Source organism: Allosphingosinicella sp. (assembly GCF_059502505.1).
The window spans coordinates 256,292-272,542 of record NZ_JCACEU010000014.1; the positions used below are offsets into that span (position 1 = coordinate 256,292).

The 16,251-nt window shown below is 66.7% G+C and carries 18 protein-coding genes; 9 read left to right on the top strand and 9 right to left on the bottom strand.

The genetic code is table 11. The annotated features are described in order from the left end of the window. Position 1 precedes the first annotated feature (1 nt). Genes AC5JBD_RS03425 through AC5JBD_RS03435 form a run of 3 tightly spaced genes read right to left on the bottom strand, consistent with a single transcriptional unit; the run spans position 2 to position 3,202 of the window. Complete coding sequence (locus tag AC5JBD_RS03425; RefSeq protein ID WP_495720353.1) at positions 2-832, bottom strand: transglutaminase family protein; 831 nt, start codon at positions 830-832, stop codon at positions 2-4. Continuing rightward, positions 832-1,764, bottom strand: a complete 933-nt coding sequence (locus tag AC5JBD_RS03430) for an alpha-E domain-containing protein (RefSeq protein ID WP_495720354.1) — start codon at positions 1,762-1,764, stop codon at positions 832-834. Before AC5JBD_RS03430 ends, AC5JBD_RS03425 begins: the two co-directional genes overlap by 1 nt. Then, positions 1,742-3,202: a circularly permuted type 2 ATP-grasp protein gene (locus tag AC5JBD_RS03435; RefSeq protein ID WP_495720355.1), complete on the bottom strand. Its 1,461-nt coding sequence runs from the start codon at positions 3,200-3,202 to the stop codon at positions 1,742-1,744. Before AC5JBD_RS03435 ends, AC5JBD_RS03430 begins: the two co-directional genes overlap by 23 nt. Positions 3,203-3,354: 152 nt before the next feature. Here AC5JBD_RS03435 and AC5JBD_RS03440 point away from each other — a divergent pair, with 152 nt between their 5' ends. After that, positions 3,355-3,696, top strand: a complete 342-nt coding sequence (locus AC5JBD_RS03440) for a VOC family protein (RefSeq protein ID WP_495720356.1) — start codon at positions 3,355-3,357, stop codon at positions 3,694-3,696. A 102-nt stretch (positions 3,697-3,798) separates the two neighbouring features. On the opposite strand, the gene ctrA is transcribed toward AC5JBD_RS03440, so the two are convergent. Continuing rightward, positions 3,799-4,500, bottom strand: coding sequence for a response regulator transcription factor CtrA (ctrA, locus tag AC5JBD_RS03445; protein WP_495720357.1), 702 nt, complete (start codon positions 4,498-4,500; stop codon positions 3,799-3,801). A gap of 167 nt (positions 4,501-4,667) precedes the next feature. On the opposite strand from ctrA, the gene AC5JBD_RS03450 reads away from it, so the two are divergent. The 4 genes from AC5JBD_RS03450 to AC5JBD_RS03465 all read left to right on the top strand — a co-directional run bounded on the left by AC5JBD_RS03450 (position 4,668) and on the right by AC5JBD_RS03465 (position 7,398). Next, entirely contained in the window at positions 4,668-5,327 is a 660-nt protein-coding gene (locus tag AC5JBD_RS03450; RefSeq protein ID WP_495721180.1) for an RluA family pseudouridine synthase, read from the top strand. Continuing rightward, a complete protein-coding gene (arfB, locus tag AC5JBD_RS03455) occupies positions 5,314-5,727 on the top strand; it encodes an alternative ribosome rescue aminoacyl-tRNA hydrolase ArfB (protein WP_495720358.1) in 414 nt (137 codons plus the stop codon). The genes AC5JBD_RS03450 and arfB overlap by 14 nt, the downstream gene beginning before the upstream one ends. After that, positions 5,727-6,248 (top strand): GAF domain-containing protein, encoded by a 522-nt coding sequence (locus tag AC5JBD_RS03460; RefSeq protein ID WP_495720359.1) that lies wholly within the window; start codon positions 5,727-5,729, stop codon positions 6,246-6,248. Before arfB ends, AC5JBD_RS03460 begins: the two co-directional genes overlap by 1 nt. Before the next feature lie 316 nt (positions 6,249-6,564). After that, positions 6,565-7,398 (top strand): RcnB family protein, encoded by an 834-nt coding sequence (locus AC5JBD_RS03465; RefSeq protein ID WP_495720360.1) that lies wholly within the window; start codon positions 6,565-6,567, stop codon positions 7,396-7,398. On the opposite strand, the gene AC5JBD_RS03470 is transcribed toward AC5JBD_RS03465, so the two are convergent. Further along, positions 7,395-7,850: a universal stress protein gene (locus AC5JBD_RS03470; protein ID WP_495720361.1), complete on the bottom strand. Its 456-nt coding sequence runs from the start codon at positions 7,848-7,850 to the stop codon at positions 7,395-7,397. The genes AC5JBD_RS03465 and AC5JBD_RS03470 overlap by 4 nt on opposite strands. A 124-nt stretch (positions 7,851-7,974) precedes the next feature. Here AC5JBD_RS03470 and AC5JBD_RS03475 point away from each other — a divergent pair, with 124 nt between their 5' ends. The 3 genes from AC5JBD_RS03475 (at position 7,975) to lpdA (ending at position 11,169) form a co-directional block, all read left to right on the top strand. Further along, a complete protein-coding gene (locus AC5JBD_RS03475; RefSeq protein ID WP_495720362.1) occupies positions 7,975-9,321 on the top strand; it encodes a pyruvate dehydrogenase complex dihydrolipoamide acetyltransferase in 1,347 nt (448 codons plus the stop codon). Positions 9,322-9,428: 107 nt separating this feature from the next. Next, the gene (locus tag AC5JBD_RS03480; RefSeq protein WP_495720363.1) at positions 9,429-9,806 is read left to right on the top strand and encodes an endonuclease domain-containing protein; all 378 of its coding nucleotides are present in this window, start codon (positions 9,429-9,431) and stop codon (positions 9,804-9,806) included. Then, on the top strand, positions 9,799-11,169 hold the full coding sequence (lpdA, locus tag AC5JBD_RS03485) for a dihydrolipoyl dehydrogenase (protein WP_495720364.1): 1,371 nt from the start codon (positions 9,799-9,801) through the stop codon (positions 11,167-11,169). The genes AC5JBD_RS03480 and lpdA overlap by 8 nt, the downstream gene beginning before the upstream one ends. A gap of 20 nt (positions 11,170-11,189) precedes the next feature. Here the strand turns inward: lpdA and AC5JBD_RS03490 are convergent, their stop codons facing one another. Further along, complete coding sequence (locus AC5JBD_RS03490; RefSeq protein WP_495720365.1) at positions 11,190-11,663, bottom strand: GFA family protein; 474 nt, start codon at positions 11,661-11,663, stop codon at positions 11,190-11,192. 116 nt (positions 11,664-11,779) lie between these two features. Next, positions 11,780-12,409, bottom strand: a complete 630-nt coding sequence (locus AC5JBD_RS03495; RefSeq protein WP_495720366.1) for a PEPxxWA-CTERM sorting domain-containing protein — start codon at positions 12,407-12,409, stop codon at positions 11,780-11,782. 236 nt (positions 12,410-12,645) lie between these two features. Here AC5JBD_RS03495 and AC5JBD_RS03500 point away from each other — a divergent pair, with 236 nt between their 5' ends. Then, entirely contained in the window at positions 12,646-13,926 is a 1,281-nt protein-coding gene (locus tag AC5JBD_RS03500; RefSeq protein WP_495720367.1) for a Xaa-Pro dipeptidase, read from the top strand. Between the two features lie 87 nt (positions 13,927-14,013). On the opposite strand, the gene egtD is transcribed toward AC5JBD_RS03500, so the two are convergent. After that, positions 14,014-14,967 carry an L-histidine N(alpha)-methyltransferase gene (gene egtD / locus AC5JBD_RS03505; protein ID WP_495720368.1) on the bottom strand — a complete coding sequence of 318 codons (954 nt, stop codon included), beginning with the start codon at positions 14,965-14,967 and terminating at the stop codon, positions 14,014-14,016. 5 nt (positions 14,968-14,972) lie between these two features. Continuing rightward, complete coding sequence (gene egtB / locus AC5JBD_RS03510; RefSeq protein WP_495720369.1) at positions 14,973-16,244, bottom strand: ergothioneine biosynthesis protein EgtB; 1,272 nt, start codon at positions 16,242-16,244, stop codon at positions 14,973-14,975. Between the last annotated feature and the right edge of the window lie 7 nt (positions 16,245-16,251).

Below are 16,251 nucleotides of genomic sequence, written 5' to 3' on the forward strand. Positions count from 1 at the left end.
CCTAGCTTTGCGACTGGGACTGCGCCTGCACGCGCGCGAGCCGCACCGTTACGTCGACATCGAGCTCCTCATGCCCGCCCCCTGCTCGGGCGCCGGCGAACGGCGCCGCGTCGCGATAGTCGAGCCCCCAGGCGACGCGGATATAGGCATCGTCCGCGCCGATACCGTTGGTCGGGTCGAACGCCACCCAGCCGAGATCCTCGACATAGGCCTCCACCCAGGCGTGCGAAGCTTCCTGAACGGGCGCGCCGTTTCGCCGGAACAGATGGCCGGAAATGTAGCGCGCGGGGATGTTCATCTGGCGCGCCGCCGCAATGAAGATATGGGCGAAATCCTGGCACACGCCGTGGCCAGCCTTGAAGGCCTCCGCCGCTTTGGTGTCGGTCTCGGTGGTGCCGGTATCGAAGCCGAGGCGCTCGTGAATGGTGGCGTTCAGCCGATGCAGTCGCTCCAGCATGTTGCCGTCGCCGATGGAGCCCGCGAAGTCGCGCAGGGCGGCGTCGGCCTCGGTGAGCGGTGTCGAGCGCATATAGACCTGCGGCGGAAGCTCGTGCGGTTGTCCGATGACGAGGCCGGCGCGGTCCTCGGTGGTGACGCGGCCGTTGACCGACACTTTCAGGCCGTCGACCGGCTGATCGACATAGAGCATGTGTATGATGTTGCCGAAGCCGTCGCGGCCCTCCCGCAGCCGGGCATCGACATCGACGTCGATACGCCAGTCGTGGACGATCTGCCCGTCGAACGTGATCGGCGTCAGCCGCAGCAGCTGGATGACCCGCCGGGCTTTCTCCGAAAAGCTGTAGCTGGTGTTATAGTGAACCGTGAGCCGCATCAGCCGAACCTGAACTGCGTCGCGACCGCATGGTCGAGCGCGGCGTTCTCGGCGATGAAGCGGCGCAAAGATTCGTGCAGCCCCGACTGGAACACCGTGTTGATGTCGCCTTCATCGAACTCCATCAGACGGTTTCGGGCCAGGCGGTCGGCCTCGCCCTGCCGGCCGGTCCGCTCCGCCAGCTCGCCGAGCAGCTCCGCCGTCTCCTCGGCGGCGGCATGGAGCGAGCGCGGCAGCTCCCGCCGGAAGATCAGCAGGTCGGCGATCAGCCAGGGCTGCAGTGTCTCCTGATAGATGTAGCGGTAGGCGTTGCGCGCGGACACGGTGTGCAGGATCGTCGTCCACTGATCGCGGTCGAGCGTGCCGCCGACCCGCTCGCCCGCCGGCAGCAGCAGATAATATTTGACGTCGAGCAGGCGTGCCGTGTTGTCGCCCCGTTCGATCACCGCGCCCAGGCGCATGAACCAATAGCCTTCGCGCCTCAGCATTCGCGCCACCGCGCCCTCGAAGCCGCAGGTGTCGGCCTTCAGCTCCTCGACCAGGTCGAGCGTGGTCTGGGTGCCGCCGGGGCTGGAGCGGTCGCGGGTGTTGAGCCAGGCGCGGTTGATCGATTCCCACGCCTCGCGGCTGATCGCGTTGCGGGCCGCCCGCGCATTGTCGCGCGCGGCAGCAATGCAGGATCGGATCGAATTCGGGTTCTCGGCGCTGAGGCTGAGGTAGCGGCGCGCATTGAACGCCGTCAGCCGCGGGCTTTCCGACAGCGACAGATCGGCGCCCACCACGCTCAGCGCGCTTTTCCAGGCGTTGATGCTCTCGGTGTCGCCGAGCAGCGAGCCCAGCCGGATCGTCGCCTCGATCAGCCGCGAGGTGAACTCGGCCCGCTCCATGTAGCGGCCGATCCAGTAGAGGTTAGCGGCCGTACGGGAGAGCATGCTGCTCCTCCTCGGGCGCGAGGATCAGGCTGTCCTTGGTGCCGCCGCCCTGGCTCGAATTGACGACGAGCGACCCCTCCCGCAGCGCCACCCGCGTCAGGCCGCCGGGCACGATCTGAACGCCGTCGGCGCGGCTCAAAACGAAGGGTCGGAAATCGACATGGCGCGGCGCAAAGCCTTGGTCGGTGAGCGTCGGCACCGTCGAAAGGGCGAGCGTCGGCTGCGCGATGTAGCGGTGAGGCTCGGCGACGAGGGCGGCGCGGAAGCGCTCGATCTCCGCCTTGGTGGCGGTCGGGCCGACCAGCATCCCATAGCCGCCGGAACCGTCGACCAGCTTCACCACCAACTCGCCGAGGTGATCGAGCGTGTAGCGCAACGCATCCGGCTCCCGGCAGCGCCAGGTCTCGACATTGGGGAGCTTCGCTTCCTGCCCCGAATAATAGCGGACGATCTCCGGCATGTAGCTGTAGATCGCCTTGTCGTCGGCGATGCCGGTGCCGGGCGCGTTGACCAGGGTCACGTTGCCGGCCAGGTACGCCGCCATCACGCCGGGCACGCCCACTACCGAATCCCGGTTGAAGACGAGCGGGTCGAGGAAATTGTCGTCGACCCTGCGGTAGATGACGTCGACCCGCACCCGCCCCTCGATCGTTCGCATCCAGACGATGTCGTCGTCGACCTCCAGATCGTTTCCCTCGACCAGCTCGATGCCCATGTAATCGGCGAGGAAGCTGTGCTCGTAGAAAGCGGAATTGTGGTGGCCGGGCGTCAGCAGCACCGCCACCGGATCGTGGGCCGCCGCCGGCGCGACCGAGTGCAGGGTCTCGCGCAGCAGGTCCGGATAGGTGTCGACCGGCCGCACGTCATATTTGTCGAACAGCTCTGGGCAGAGCCGCAGCATCGCCTCGCGATTCTCGAGCATATAGCTGACGCCTGACGGCGTGCGGCAATTGTCCTCCAGCACGAAGAAGTCGTCCGGGCCGGTGCGCACCAGGTCGATACCGCAAATATGCGAATAGATGCCGTGCGGCGGCTTCACCCCGGCGACCTGCGCACAGAACTGCGGATTGGCGAGGACGATGTCGGCCGGCACCACGCCGTCGGCGATGATCCGGCGATCCCCGTAGACGTCGTCGATGAAGGCATTGATCGCCCGCACCCGCTGCTCAAGGCCGGCCGCGAGATTGTCCCATTCCCTGGCGGTGAAGACGCGAGGCACGATGTCGAACGGGATGATGCGCTCGGCCTCCTGCTCGTCGCCATAGACGGCGAAGGTGATGCCGAGATTGCGGAACGCGACCTCGGCCGCTTCCTGGCGCCGGTCGAGCTCCACTTCCGAAGTTTCGCTGAGCCATTCGGCAAGGGGCTCGAAGCCCGGCCTCGCCGCCTTGCCTCGGCTGATGCCCCACAGCTCGTCGAATGCCGCCTGCGCCGCCATGGCCCCGAGTCTCGCCCCCTCGACCCTGCGCCGAGGCGAGGATCATGGCACGAAGTCCTTGGGGCGCAAAGGGGCGACGGGGTTCAGTCAGCGCTGCGGATGACCTATGCTCCAGCATCATGGACCGCCAGCGCATCCGATCGCTCGTTCCGATGGCTCACGCCGCGGATCTCGCCGCCTCGGTAGCCTTTTACGAGCAACTCGGCCTCGAGGTCGCCGGCAGCTTCACGCCACCCGGCGAGGAGTCGCCATCCTGGGCCGCTTTGATGTCGGGCGGCGCCGAGCTGATGCTGGCGCGGGCCAGCGCGCCGATCCTCCCGGACGAGCAGGCCGTGCTCTTCTACCTCTACTGCGAGGACGTCGAGGCGATGCATGCGCAATTGAGCGAGGCGGGGCTTTCCCCGGGAGCCGTCGCCAAGCCTTTCTACAATCCCAAAGGCGAGTTCCGGCTGATCGACCCGGACGGCTATGTGGTGATGGTGGCCCATCTCTGACCGCGCTGGCCGCGTGGTCGGCCGAGACACCAAACGAAACCGGCGCCGCATTGCTGCGGCGCCGGTCGTACGCTTACTCTTACTGGAACAGGAACTGGTGTGTCAGGCGACCTGGGCCTGCTCGACTTCCTCCGGATCGCGCAGCACGTAGCCGCGGCCCCAGACGGTCTCGATATAATTGTCGCCGCCGCAAGCGAGCGACAGCTTCTTGCGAAGCTTGCAGATGAACACGTCGATGATCTTGAGCTCGGGCTCGTCCATGCCGCCGTAAAGGTGGTTCAGGAACATTTCCTTGGTGAGCGTCGTGCCCTTGCGGAGCGAAAGCAGCTCCAGCATCGCATATTCCTTGCCGGTGAGGTGCACACGGGCGCCGTCGACCTCGACGGTTTTCGCGTCGAGGTTCACCGCCAGCTTGCCGGTCTTGATCACCGACTGCGAGTGGCCCTTCGAGCGGCGGACGACCGCATGGATGCGGGCGACCAGCTCGTCGCGGTGGAACGGCTTGGTGACGTAATCGTCGGCGCCGAAACCGAGCGCACGGACCTTGCTGTCCATCTCGCTGATGCCGGAAAGGATGAGAACCGGCGTGCCGACCTTGGCAACCCGCAGCTTCTTCAGCACGTCATAACCGTGCATGTCGGGAAGGTTGAGGTCGAGGCAGATGATGTCGTAATCGTAGAGCTTGCCGAGGTCCAAACCCTCTTCGCCCAGATCGGTGGTATAGACGTTGAAGCCTTCGGTCGTGAGCATCAGCTCGATGCTCTTGGCAGTCGTCGGCTCGTCCTCAATCAGCAACACACGCATAAGATTCGCCCCTTGTTCGCGGACCCGACCTGTTGGCCTTTGGAACCCGGTAACCTTGATTAATCACGCCATAAGTGAACTTAAAAGGTTAATTCCTCGTAAACACAGGATTTGCGGCGAGTCGCGGGGCAATCGTTGCGCCGCTGCAACAGCCGGAAGTGAACGAAATGATGTGGACTGATCGTGTTCTGTTCCTCGATGGCGAGGCGCTGGTGATCGACAAGCCGGCCGGCTTGCCGGTTGATGCGCCGCGTGACGGCAGCCTTTCGCTCGAAAATCATTTGCTCCGGCTGCGCTTCGGATTCGAGCGGCCGCCCAACCCGGTCCACCGCCTCGACCGCGACACGTCCGGCTGTCTGCTGCTCGCCCGCAACCCAAAGGCGCACAAGCGTTTCTCGCGGGCCTTCGAGGAGCAGAAGGTGACCAAGACCTATCTGGCGATCGTCGACGGCGTGCCCAACGCGGCGGAAGGCGTGATCGACATGCCGCTCGCCAAAGTCTCGTCGAAGGAGAAGGGTTGGCGGATGGCGCACGATCCGCGCGGACGCCCTTCGGTCAGCCGCTGGCGCGTCGTGAGCAAGAATGAGGGCCGGGCCGCGATCCTGTTCATGCCGGAAACGGGCCGCACCCACCAACTGCGCGTCCATGCGGCCGAGGGCCTGAAGCTGCCTATTTCCGGCGACCCCGTTTACGGGTCGCGCCGCGGGCCCATGCTGCTCCACGCTTTGTCGCTGCGGCTGGAGCGCGGCGCCAAGCCGCCGATCGAGGCGGAGGCGCCGCTGCCGCCGGCCTTCATAGATGCGGGATTCGGCGATGTCCTCGGCTGATCCGCCCTCGATCCCGGAGGAGGCGCTGAGCGAAAGCTTTATCGCATCGAGCGGCCCGGGCGGTCAGAACGTCAACAAGGTCGCCACCGCCGTCCAGCTGCGCTGCGACGTGTTCAAGCTTGGCCTGGCCCCGCCAGTCTATCAGCGGCTCAAGCAGCTCGCCGGCAGCCGCATGACCAGCGGCGGCGAAATCGTCATCACCGCCCGCACCCACCGCACCCAGGATGCGAACCGCGAGGAGGCGCGGGCGAGGCTGGCGGAACTCGTCGCCAAGGCCCATGTCCGGCCCGAGAAGCGCGTGAAGACCAAGCCGAGCAGGGCCGCCAAGGCGAAGCGGGTGGATGCGAAGAAGCAGCGCGGCGCGATCAAGGGCGCGCGCGCCAAGCCGAGGATCGATTGATGTACGAGTTCAGGATCGACGCCGCCGACAAGGCCGAGCTTTACCGCCAGTTGATCGAGGCCGCCGACGCGCTGACCCACGGGGAGCCGGACCCGATCGCCAACATGGCCAACATATCGGCCCTGCTCTGGGAGAGCCTGCCCGACCTCAACTGGGCGGGATTTTATCGCAATGTGGAGGCCGAGCTGGTGCTGGGCCCGTTCCAGGGTCGTGCCGCGTGCATCCGCATTCCGTTCGGCAAGGGCGTCTGCGGCACGGCCGCGGCGAGCCGGGAGCCGCAATGCGTCGAGGACGTGAACGCCTTTCCCGGCCACATCGCCTGCGACAGCGCCTCCGCTTCCGAGCTGGTCGTGCCGATCGTCCACGAGGGCGAGCTGATCGGCGTCCTGGACCTCGACAGTCCGAAGCGCGGCCGCTTCGACCAGGAGGACGTGGACGGCTGTGTCAGACTGGCACAGATGCTCGGCCCCCGCCTCTCCGGCGGTAGAAATGCCGAGGTGCGGGAGTTAAGAATTCCCTAACGGCTCCGGCACGTCCTGCCGGGGCAAGCACTTGTCCGAACAGGGGACGTGATCGATGAAAAGGCTCGGCATCTACGCTCTGGCGGCCACCTCCTTCCTCCCAGCGGCCGCATTGGCCCAGACCGTCACCCCCCCGCCCGAGGAGGACACTCCCGCCGCAACGCTGAGGACGCCGGCACCGAGAGCGACCCCTGCACCTGCAGCGACGCCGACGCCCGCGCCTGGCGTGAGCTGGCAGCAGAGAGCGGCACCCGCGCCCGCTCCCCGCGCGGCTCCGGCTCCTGTCGTTGCGCGGCCCGTTCCTCCCGCCCCCGTGGTGGCAGCTCCGACGCCGCCGGCTCCGCCGGCCCGCGTCGTCGTCGTCCCCGCTCCGAGCGCCAACGCAGCTCCGCCGCCTCCGCCGGTGCGGGTGGAGGTGCAGCGCGCTCCGTCAGCCGCGAGGGATCTCCCGCCGCCGCCTCGGGTCGTCATTCACCGCGCGCCCCCGTCGGCCGAACGGATGGATGTGCGCGATCGCGAGATCATCCTCGAGAGGCCGGGTCCTCATCGGGAGCGCGTCGTGGTCCGGCGCCGGATGGATCATGACGGGCCACACCATGCTGGGCCCGGCCCGATGATCGAGCATCGCGGCCCGCACCATGGCGCGCCGGCCGGTCATTTCCGGATCGAGCGCGGCCACCGCGTCCCGGGCTACTGGATGCACCCGCGATTCCACATCCAGGACTTCGGCCGCTACGGCTTTTACCAGCCGATGTGGGGCGGGCGCTGGATCCGCTATTATGACGATGCTCTGCTGGTCGATCCCTATGGCCAGGTCATCGATGGCCAGTGGGGCATGAAGTGGGACGAATATGACCACGACTGGCGCCGTGGAGATGACGGCATTCCCGAATATGTCGGCGACGGCGATTATTATCCGGACGACGAGGATTATGCCTGGGCCGAGGGCCGCGACGGCTATGCCGGACATCACGGCTACGGTCAGGGCGGCTATGGCTACCATTATCCGCAAGGCGCCGGGGCGATCGTGATCACGGAGACGATCACGACGACGGCACCGACCGTCACCGAGAAGGTGTGGTACGAGGATGTGCATCAAAAGCGGCCCGCCAAGAAGCGCAAGCCGCGGCTGAAGGGCGAGCGCGGCTAGACCAGGCCGTCGAGCACCGCTTCGGGCAGCGTCCCGGGCACAATCGTCAGCGGGCAGGGAAGCTGGCCCGCGGCGGCTCCCGCGAAATGGGTGACGAGCGGCCCCGGTCCACCTTCGGTAGCGGCGCCGAGCACGAGGGCGGCGAGGTCCTCCCGCTCGGCCAGTACGTCCGCGACGGCCTTGATCGCGTCGCCCTGCCTGACCGTGATCACCGGCGTCAGGCCCGCTTCCTCGGCCAGCGCACTCGACGCCTGCAGCACCATCGCCTCCGCGCGCAGCCGCGCCTCCTCCTCCATCGCCGCCTGAACGCCGCCCCACTGGACGAACTCGGCCTGCGGGATCACCGCCAGGATCTCGACCGTGCCGCCGGTCCGCGCCGCGCGCTTAGCCGCATAGCGCAACGCCGCCCGCGCCTCCTGGCTCTCATCCATGACGACGAGATAGCTTCGCATGCTCTTTTCCCCTGTTGACGCCGATGCTGCGCCAGAACTGCTCGTCAAGGCAAGCGCTCCACTTGACCGGGCAAGGCCAAAGCTGTTTGAGCGGGAGTGCCCGGACCCATGAGGAACGCCAGCGATGCCGATCGAACTCAAGATGCCCGCACTCTCGCCGACGATGGAGGAGGGCACGCTCGCCAAGTGGCTGGTCAAGGAAGGCGACAGCGTCGCCGCCGGCGATCTCCTCGCCGAGATCGAGACAGACAAGGCGACGATGGAGTTTGAAGCGGTCGACGAAGGCACGATCGCGAAGATCCTGGTCGCCGAGGGCACGGACGAAGTTAAGGTCGGCACGGTGATCGCCCTCATCGCAGGCGAGGGCGAGGATGCCGGCGCCGCCGCTTCCGCCCCGAGCGCGGCTCCCGAGCCTGTCGCCAAAGGCGGCGGCGAGACGGGCGCAGGGCAGCCGGCGACGCCGACTCCGGCGCCCGAGGTGAAGGGCTATGGCGCGAGCCCGGCCGAAGACCAGAAGATCGCCCAGGGGGCTCCCCAGCCGCGCGCCGACGGCGGCGACCGCGTCAAGGCGAGCCCGCTCGCCCGCCGCTTGGCCGAGCAGAAGGGTATCAACCTGTCGGCTTTGTCAGGTTCGGGCCCCGGCGGCCGCATCGTCAAGGCGGATATCGACGGCGCCACCGGCAAGGCCGCGCCTGCTCCGGCTCCCGCGGCAGCGCCCCAGCCGTCGACCCCTGTCGCGGCGCCGCAGCCCGCGGCCGCCACTGCCCATGCAGTGCCGGAGATCCCGCACGAGGCGGTGAAGCTGTCCAACATCCGCAAGACGATCGCGCGGCGGCTGACCGAGTCCAAGCAGCAGGTCCCGCACATCTATCTCACTGTCGACATCCAGCTCGACGCGCTGCTGAAGCTTCGCACCGAGCTCAACGCCAGCCTCGATGCGCGCGGCGTGAAGCTCTCGGTCAACGATTTCATGATCAAGGCGCTCGCCGTCGCGCTGATGGACGAGCCCAAGTGCAACGTCATGTACACGCCGACCGAGCTCGTCACCTTCAAGCGCGCCGACATCTCGGTCGCGGTGTCGACGCCGACCGGCCTCATCACCCCGATCATCACCGACGCCAACTCGAAGAGCCTCAGCGCCATCTCCAACGAGATGAAGGACCTCGCCGCCCGCGCCCGCGACGGCAAGCTCCAGCCCCACGAATATCAGGGCGGCACCGCCAGCCTCTCCAACATGGGCATGTACGGCATCAAGCAGTTCGAGGCCGTCATCAACCCGCCGCAGGGCATGATCATGGCGATCGGCGCCGGCGAAAGGCGCCCCTATGTGGTGAACGACTCCTTGCAGATCGCCACCGTGATGAGCGCCACCGGCAGCTTCGACCACCGCGCCATCGACGGCGCCGACGGCGCGGCGCTGATGAAGCGCTTCAAGGAACTGATCGAAAGCCCACTGGGAATGATTGCGTAATGCACCCCTCTCCCATTTCGGGAGAGGGAGGGGCCCGCCCGCGAAGCGGGTGGGAGGGTGAGGGAACGATCCCCACCCGGAAGCAACTGCTCGCCCGTGCCAAATGGATGCGTGCCCAGCCGACTGAGGCAGAAAAGCGACTCTGGTCTATCCTGCGCGACCGACGGCTTTCCGCATTCAAATTCCGCCGCCAGCAGATCATTGAACCCTACATCGTCGATTTCGTCTGCCTCGCCGAGCGACTGATCATCGAGGCTGATGGTTCGCAGCACGCCGGCAACAAGGACGATGTGAGGCGGGACGCCTATCTTCAGGCGCAGGGCTTTCGCCTCCTCCGCTTCTGGAACAATCAGGTTCTCGGCGACACTGCTGCTGTAAGCAGCGCAATCTTCGCCGCCCTTTTCCCTCACCCTCCCAAGCCTGCGGCTTGGGCCCCTCCCTCTCCCGCAAGGGGAGAGGGGCTCATTGGAGCATCGAATGGCTGACACTTACGACCTTATCGTCCTCGGCTCGGGACCGGGCGGCTATGTCGCGGCGATCCGCGCGGCGCAGCTTGGGCTGAAAACCGCGATCGTCGAGCGGGAGAAGCTGGGCGGCATCTGCCTTAACTGGGGGTGCATTCCGACCAAGGCGCTGCTCCGCACCTCCGAGATCAATCACTATCTGACGCACGCATCCGCCTACGGGCTCAGCGCTGAGAAGGTGTCGTTCGACCTCGCGAAGATCGTCGACCGCAGCCGCAAGGTCGCGGGGCAGCTCAATGCCGGCGTCAAGGGGCTGATGAAGAAGAACAAGGTGACCGTTGTCGAAGGCGAGGGGAAGATCACCGGCAAAGGCAAGCTGCAGGTCGGCGACAAGACGCTCGAGGCCAAGCACATCATCATCGCGACCGGCGCCCGCGCCCGCGACCTGCCGTTCGCCAAGGCGGACGGGAACCGCATCTGGACCTATCGGCATGCGATGGTGCCGAAGGAGATGCCGACCAACCTCCTCGTCATCGGATCGGGCGCGATCGGGGTCGAATTCGCCAGCTTCTATTCGGACATGGGCGCCGAGGTGACGATCGTTGAGATGCTCGACCGCATCCTGCCCGTCGAGGACGCGGACGTCAGCGCCTTCGTCCACAAGGCGCTGACGAAGCAGGGGATGAAGCTCCACGTGTCCTCGGGCGTCGACAAGCTCGAGACCAGTGCGAACGGCGTCAAGGCGACGATCAAGGGCGCGGGCGAGCAGGAGTTCAGCCACGCCATCGTGGCGATCGGCATCGTCCCGAACAGCGAGAATATCGGCTTAGAAGCGCTTGGCGTGAAGACCGACCGCGGCCACATCGTCACCGACGGCTACGGCCGCACCAATGTCGAAGGGATCTACGCGATCGGCGACGTCACCGGCCCGCCCTGGCTCGCGCACAAGGCGAGCCATGAGGGCGTTGTCTGCGTCGAGGCGATCGCCGGCAAGAAGCCGCACCCGTTCGAGACCTGGAACATCCCCGGCTGCACCTATTCGCGTCCGCAGGTCGCCTCCGTCGGCCTGACCGAGGCCAAGGCGAAGGAGGCCGGCCACAAGGTGAAGGTCGGCAAATTCCCCTTCATCGGCAACGGCAAGGCGATCGCGCTCGGCGAGGCGGAGGGCTTCGTGAAGACGGTGTTCGACGAGACAACCGGCGAGCTGCTCGGCGCCCACATGGTCGGCGCCGAGGTTACCGAGCTCATCCAGGGCTATGCCGTCGCCCGCCAGCTCGAGACTACCGAGGAAGACCTGATGCACACCGTCTTCCCGCACCCGACCCTCAGCGAGATGATGCACGAGAGCGTCCTCGACGCCTACGGCCGCGCGCTGCATTATTGACGCGAAGTCCGGCGCTGTCGCTAAGGGCGCGCGCCTTCAGCGGCGTAGGCCTGCATCAGCGTCTCCCACTGCTCCAGGGGAGGGATGGTCTCGTAGCTGTGGCGTGCCGGCGTCTTCGCCCATGGCAGCATCTCGCGCGTCCAGACCTCGATGAAGGGCTCGAACCACCTGTGCTCGTCGAGTGTGGAGGGGCGCAGGTTCACGAACCAGTCGAAACCCTCGGCGCGGGTGAACAGCCAGCTCTTGCAGCGTGCGCAGTGGAAATGGTGCGCATCGGGACCATGTAGCCCGCCGATCACCGGCTCGCCGTCGGTCACTTCGAAGCCGTCGGCAGGGACGGTGAGGGTGAGCGAATAGGCGCTCGCCGTCATCTGCTGGCAGCCGGTGCAATGACAGGCGCCCGCAAGAAGCGGCGCCTTGGTGACGCGGACGCGTACCTCGCCGCAGCGGCAGCCGCCCTCCCACGGGAGCTTCCAGTCGGTCGCGTCGCTCATCGCCTCATCCTAGCGCTCGCGGAGCGGCAGCTCCAGCCGCACTCGGGGCGGTACGTGCAACGGAAAAGGGCGGACTCCCGCCCGCCCTTTCCTTCGATCTCTCGTGTGTGCAGGCCTCAGGCGGTCGCCAAGACCGCCCTTCTGCGCTGCGCGGTCCGCATCGCTCCTCCGACAGCGCCGAAGCCGAAGATCATCATCGCCCAGGTCGCGGGTTCGGGCACTGCCCCGCTCAAGCTGACATTCTCGATATAACCGCCCAGCGAATTGCTGGTGCCGACCGCGGCGAAGCGCAGGCTGCCGGGCGCGTTGATCGAGAATTTGACCTGCTGGAACATCCAGTTGGTATTCCCCGTCCCCGCACCGGTGACATTGTAAATCTGGCTGCCGTTTGCGAAAATGGTGATGCCGTTGCTGTCTGCAGGTACGTTCGGGCGCGCCGAATAATAGAAGGTCAGCAAATAGGCCCCGGGGTCGATGAAGCGTTCCATCGTGCTGTTGCTGGTGCTGTCGAGCTCGACCAGGTTCTCGCCCGAAAAAGGCTGCCCTGCCACATTGTTATACTGAACTTCGATGCCGCCGCCGGCGACCGAGTTCCAACCTTCGTAGGAAGGAAGAATGACGAAACCGGGGCCGGAGCCGAAGTCAACGCTGTCCCAGTTGTTCGAAAAGGTCGTGACGGCTGCCGCCGGAGATGCAGCGAGCGTCGCCGAAGCCAGAAGAACGGTCGCTATAAGTCTGTTTCGCATAGTGATTTTCTCCCCGCGATTGCACCCGCGCCCCCGGGCGGGTCATATTCGACTCAGGCAATCCAAGGCATGTTATGCCTCTTGCTGCCCGTTAACCAGCGGGTACTTAGAGCTATTTGATCCGTATCGGGACTTGGCTTTCCTCGGGCGGCACTTTGCGGCGCCCGCAAGTCTTCGCCTTTTCCATTGCGGGGACTGCGAGCCGCTCTACTGTCTCGCCTCAAAAGGGGAGAGAAATGCGCCACGCCATGATTTTCGCCGCTTTGCTCGCCGGCACCGCCGCGGCTCAGGCCGAGACCGTCGTCGTCACCGCCGACCGGATGGTCGACGTGCTCGCCGGCCGAGTGGTCGAGGAGCCGGTAATCGTCATTACCGACGGCCGGATCGCCTCGGTGGTGGGGCGCGGCGGGGCGCGGCCGGTGATCCCGGAAGGCGCGCGGCGGATCGATCTTCCAGGCAAGACGATCCTGCCGGGCCTCATCGACATGCACGTCCACCTCGACAGCAACCCCCGCTACGGCGGCTATACCGGGCTGCAGTTCACCGACCAGTTCTGGACGGTGCAGGGCGTTTCGAACGCCCGGGACATGTTGGCTGCCGGCTTCACGACGGTGCGCAACGTCGGATCCGACAATTATTCGGACGTCGCCTACAAGCAGGCGATCGAGGAGGGGCTGATCGCGGGACCCCGCATCGTGCCGGCGGCGCATGCGCTGAGCGCGACCGGCGGCCATTGCGACCAGACCTATTTGCCGCCTTCCTTCGAGGCCAAGGGCGAGGCGGTGGGCGACGGTCCGCAGGAGCTGCGCAGGCGGGTGCGCGAGCAGCGCAAATATGGCGCCGAGGTGATCAAGGTCTGCGCAACCGGCGGCGTCTTCTCGCGCAACACCGAGCCGGGGCAGCAGCAGCTCAGCGAGGAGGAGCTGCGGGCGATCGCGGACGAGGCGCATCAATGGGGCCTGAGGGTCGCCGCCCATGCCCATGGCGCGGACGGCATCAAGGCGGCGATCCGCGCCGGGATCGACACCATCGAGCATGCCAGCCTCGTCGACGCGGAGGGGATCAGGCTGGCGGCGGAGCGCCGCCGGCCGGTCTGGTTCGCGATGGATATCTTCAACACCGAATATACCCAGGCCGAGGGGCGCAAGAACGGGGTTCTGGAAGACAATCTGCGGAAGGACCGCGAGATCGCGCAGATCCAGCGCGATAATTTCCGAGCGGCGCACCGGGCGGGGGTGAAGATGGTGTTCGGGTCCGACGCAGGCGTCATGCCGCACGGCACCGCGGGCGGGCAGTTCCGCTACATGGTCGAATATGGGATGACGCCGATGGAGGCGATCCAGGCGGCAACGCGCAACGCGGCACAGGCGCTGGGGCGGGAGCGGGACGTCGGGGCGATCGCGGCCGGGCGCTACGGCGACATCATCGCGGTGGATGGTAACCCGGTCCAGGACGTTCGCGCGCTTGAGGATGTCGACGTCGTGATCAAGGGCGGCGTGGTCGCGAAGAGCGAGTAACGTCATCCCGGCGCAGGCCGGGATCGCAGGACGCGAACGCGCCGTCGTTTTTCCGTCGGCTGAGACCCCGGCCCCGCCGGGGCGGCATCAGGGGGCGAAGCGCGGCGGCTCCGCTTCGGCGAGCAGCAGCGCGAACTGGTCGGCCTCGTCCGTCCACTCCCGCACGATCGCCCAGCCGGCGGCGCGGAGCAGCAGGCGGGAATCGCGGAAGCCGTATTTGTGGCTGTTCTCCGTGTGGATCGTCTCGCCCTCGCGGAACGAGAAGTGCTCGCCCTCGATCGCGAACCCGACATCGCGCATTGCCTCGAGGTGCATCTCGATCCGGCTCATCCGGTCGTTCCAGATCGCGCGGTGGCGGAACGCATCCACGGGAATGTCGGCATCGAGCTCCCGGTTGATGCGGTGGAGCAGGTTGAGGTTGAATTCGGCGGTCACTCCGGCGGCATCGTCATAGGCGCGGATCAGCACGTCGGGTTCCTTGATGCGGTCCATGCCGATCAGAAGATAGGAGCCCTCGCCGAGCGTGTCCTTCATCGCGCGGAGCAGGTCGACGGCGGTGCGCGGCACTAGATTGCCGATCGTCGAACCCGGGAAGAAGCCGAGCTTGGTCGCATCGGCGACCTGCAGGGGCAACGTAATCGGGCGCATGAAATCGGCTTCGACCGGATGGATGGCGAGGTCCGGAAACTCGTCCTGCAGCATGTCGGCCGACTGGCGCAGGAACTCGCCGGAAATATCGATCGGCACATAGGCGGCGGGGCGGACGGCGCGGAGCAGTATCGGGGTCTTGGTCGACGAGCCCGAGCCGAATTCGATCACTGCGTCGCCGGTCCCTGCGATCGCGGCCACGTCTCCGCAATGAGCCTCCAATATGCCGCGCTCGGCGCGGGTCGGATAATATTCGGGCAGCCTGGTGATCGCCTCGAACAACTCCGAGCCACGGCGGTCGTAGAGCCAGCGCGCCGGAATAGCGGGGATGCGCGCGGCAAGGCCGGCGAGCACGTCCGCCCGGAACGCGGGATCGGCGACGGCTCTCGGCATGTCCATCAGATGTCCCGCGCGAGGCGAAGGCCGGAAAACTGCCAGCGCTGATGTGGGTAGAAGAAGTTGCGGTAGCTCGGCCGGACATGGCCGCGGGGGGTGGCGCAGCTGCCGCCGCGGAGCACGAACTGGCCGCACATGAACTTGCCGTTATATTCACCGACCGTGCCCTCGGCGGGCCTGAAGCCGGGGTAAGGCGAGAAGGCGCTGGAGGTCCATTCCCAGACGTCGCCGAACATCTGCCTGAGGGCCGTGCCCGTCGCGGCGGCGGCGGCGGGGCGCACCGGCCCGGCTTCGTCGAGGAGATTGCCGGCGCGGGGATCGAGCGCGGCGGCGACCGCTTCCCATTCGGCCTCCGTCGGCAGCCGCGCCTTGGCCCAGCGGGCGAAGGCGTCCGCCTCGTAGTAACTGATGTGACAGACCGGCTCGGCAGGATCGAGCGGGTGCAGGCCGTCGAGGCCGAAACGCTGCCACCAGCCGCCGTGCCGCCGCCAGTAGAGCGGCGCCTCGATCGTGTTCGCCTGCACCCAGGCCCAGCCGTCGGCGAGCCAATGGTCGGCGCTCTCATAGCCGCCCTCGTTGATGAAACGCAGCCACTCGCCAATGGTGATGAGGCGATCGGAGATCTCATAGGGTCGGAGGAGTTGCTGGTGGCGCGGCTTTTCGCAGTCGAAGGCGAAGCCGGTGCCGCCGTGGCCGATCTCGACGATGCCGCCGCGGCCGACGACGCTGCCCATCGGCACCATCGGAGCGGCGGCGGACGCATCCTCGCGCGGCCAGGCGGCAGGCGCGAGCGGGTTCTCCGCAAGGGCGGCAAGCATGTCCATCAGCATCAGCTCCTGATGCTGCTGCTCGTGATTAAGGCCGAGCTCCACCCGCTCGCGCGCTTCTCCCGACAGCGATGGCAAGGCGGCGGCGAGGGCAGCGTCGACGTGGTCTCGGTAGGCGAGCACCTCGTCCAGCGACGGGCGGCTCAGCATCCCGCGGCGGGCGCGGGCGTGGCGTTCGCCCTCCCCCTCATAATAGCTGTTGAACAGAAACGCCCAGCGCTCGTCGAAGACGCGATAGTCGGCAACGTGATCGCGCAGCACGAAGGTCTCGAAGAACCAGGTGGTGTGGGCGAGATGCCATTTTGCAGGGGAGGCGTCCGGATGCGGCTGGATGGTCGCGTCGGCATCGGAAAGCGGCGCAGCGATCGACCGGCTGAGGGCCCTCACCTCGCCGAAGCGCTCCGGCAGATCGTCGCCGGTCAGAACCCGCCGGATCAGTGTCGCCATACGCTAC

Bases quoted from the DNA above. Each gene is read 5' to 3' on its own strand.
- AC5JBD_RS03425 (WP_495720353.1), bottom strand. From the start codon at position 832: ATGCGGCTCACGGTTCACTATAACACCAGCTACAGCTTTTCGGAGAAA.
- AC5JBD_RS03430 (WP_495720354.1), bottom strand. From the start codon at position 1,764: ATGCTCTCCCGTACGGCCGCTAACCTCTACTGGATCGGCCGCTACATG.
- AC5JBD_RS03435 (WP_495720355.1), bottom strand. From the start codon at position 3,202: ATGGCGGCGCAGGCGGCATTCGACGAGCTGTGGGGCATCAGCCGAGGC.
- AC5JBD_RS03440 (WP_495720356.1), top strand. From the start codon at position 3,355: ATGGCTCACGCCGCGGATCTCGCCGCCTCGGTAGCCTTTTACGAGCAA.
- ctrA (WP_495720357.1), bottom strand. From the start codon at position 4,500: ATGCGTGTGTTGCTGATTGAGGACGAGCCGACGACTGCCAAGAGCATC.
- AC5JBD_RS03450 (WP_495721180.1), top strand. From the start codon at position 4,668: ATGATGTGGACTGATCGTGTTCTGTTCCTCGATGGCGAGGCGCTGGTG.
- arfB (WP_495720358.1), top strand. From the start codon at position 5,314: ATGTCCTCGGCTGATCCGCCCTCGATCCCGGAGGAGGCGCTGAGCGAA.
- AC5JBD_RS03460 (WP_495720359.1), top strand. From the start codon at position 5,727: ATGTACGAGTTCAGGATCGACGCCGCCGACAAGGCCGAGCTTTACCGC.
- AC5JBD_RS03470 (WP_495720361.1), bottom strand. From the start codon at position 7,850: ATGCGAAGCTATCTCGTCGTCATGGATGAGAGCCAGGAGGCGCGGGCG.
- AC5JBD_RS03475 (WP_495720362.1), top strand. From the start codon at position 7,975: ATGCCGATCGAACTCAAGATGCCCGCACTCTCGCCGACGATGGAGGAG.
- AC5JBD_RS03480 (WP_495720363.1), top strand. From the start codon at position 9,429: ATGCGTGCCCAGCCGACTGAGGCAGAAAAGCGACTCTGGTCTATCCTG.
- lpdA (WP_495720364.1), top strand. From the start codon at position 9,799: ATGGCTGACACTTACGACCTTATCGTCCTCGGCTCGGGACCGGGCGGC.
- AC5JBD_RS03490 (WP_495720365.1), bottom strand. From the start codon at position 11,663: ATGAGCGACGCGACCGACTGGAAGCTCCCGTGGGAGGGCGGCTGCCGC.
- AC5JBD_RS03495 (WP_495720366.1), bottom strand. From the start codon at position 12,409: ATGCGAAACAGACTTATAGCGACCGTTCTTCTGGCTTCGGCGACGCTC.
- AC5JBD_RS03500 (WP_495720367.1), top strand. From the start codon at position 12,646: ATGCGCCACGCCATGATTTTCGCCGCTTTGCTCGCCGGCACCGCCGCG.
- egtD (WP_495720368.1), bottom strand. From the start codon at position 14,967: ATGCCGAGAGCCGTCGCCGATCCCGCGTTCCGGGCGGACGTGCTCGCC.
- egtB (WP_495720369.1), bottom strand. From the start codon at position 16,244: ATGGCGACACTGATCCGGCGGGTTCTGACCGGCGACGATCTGCCGGAG.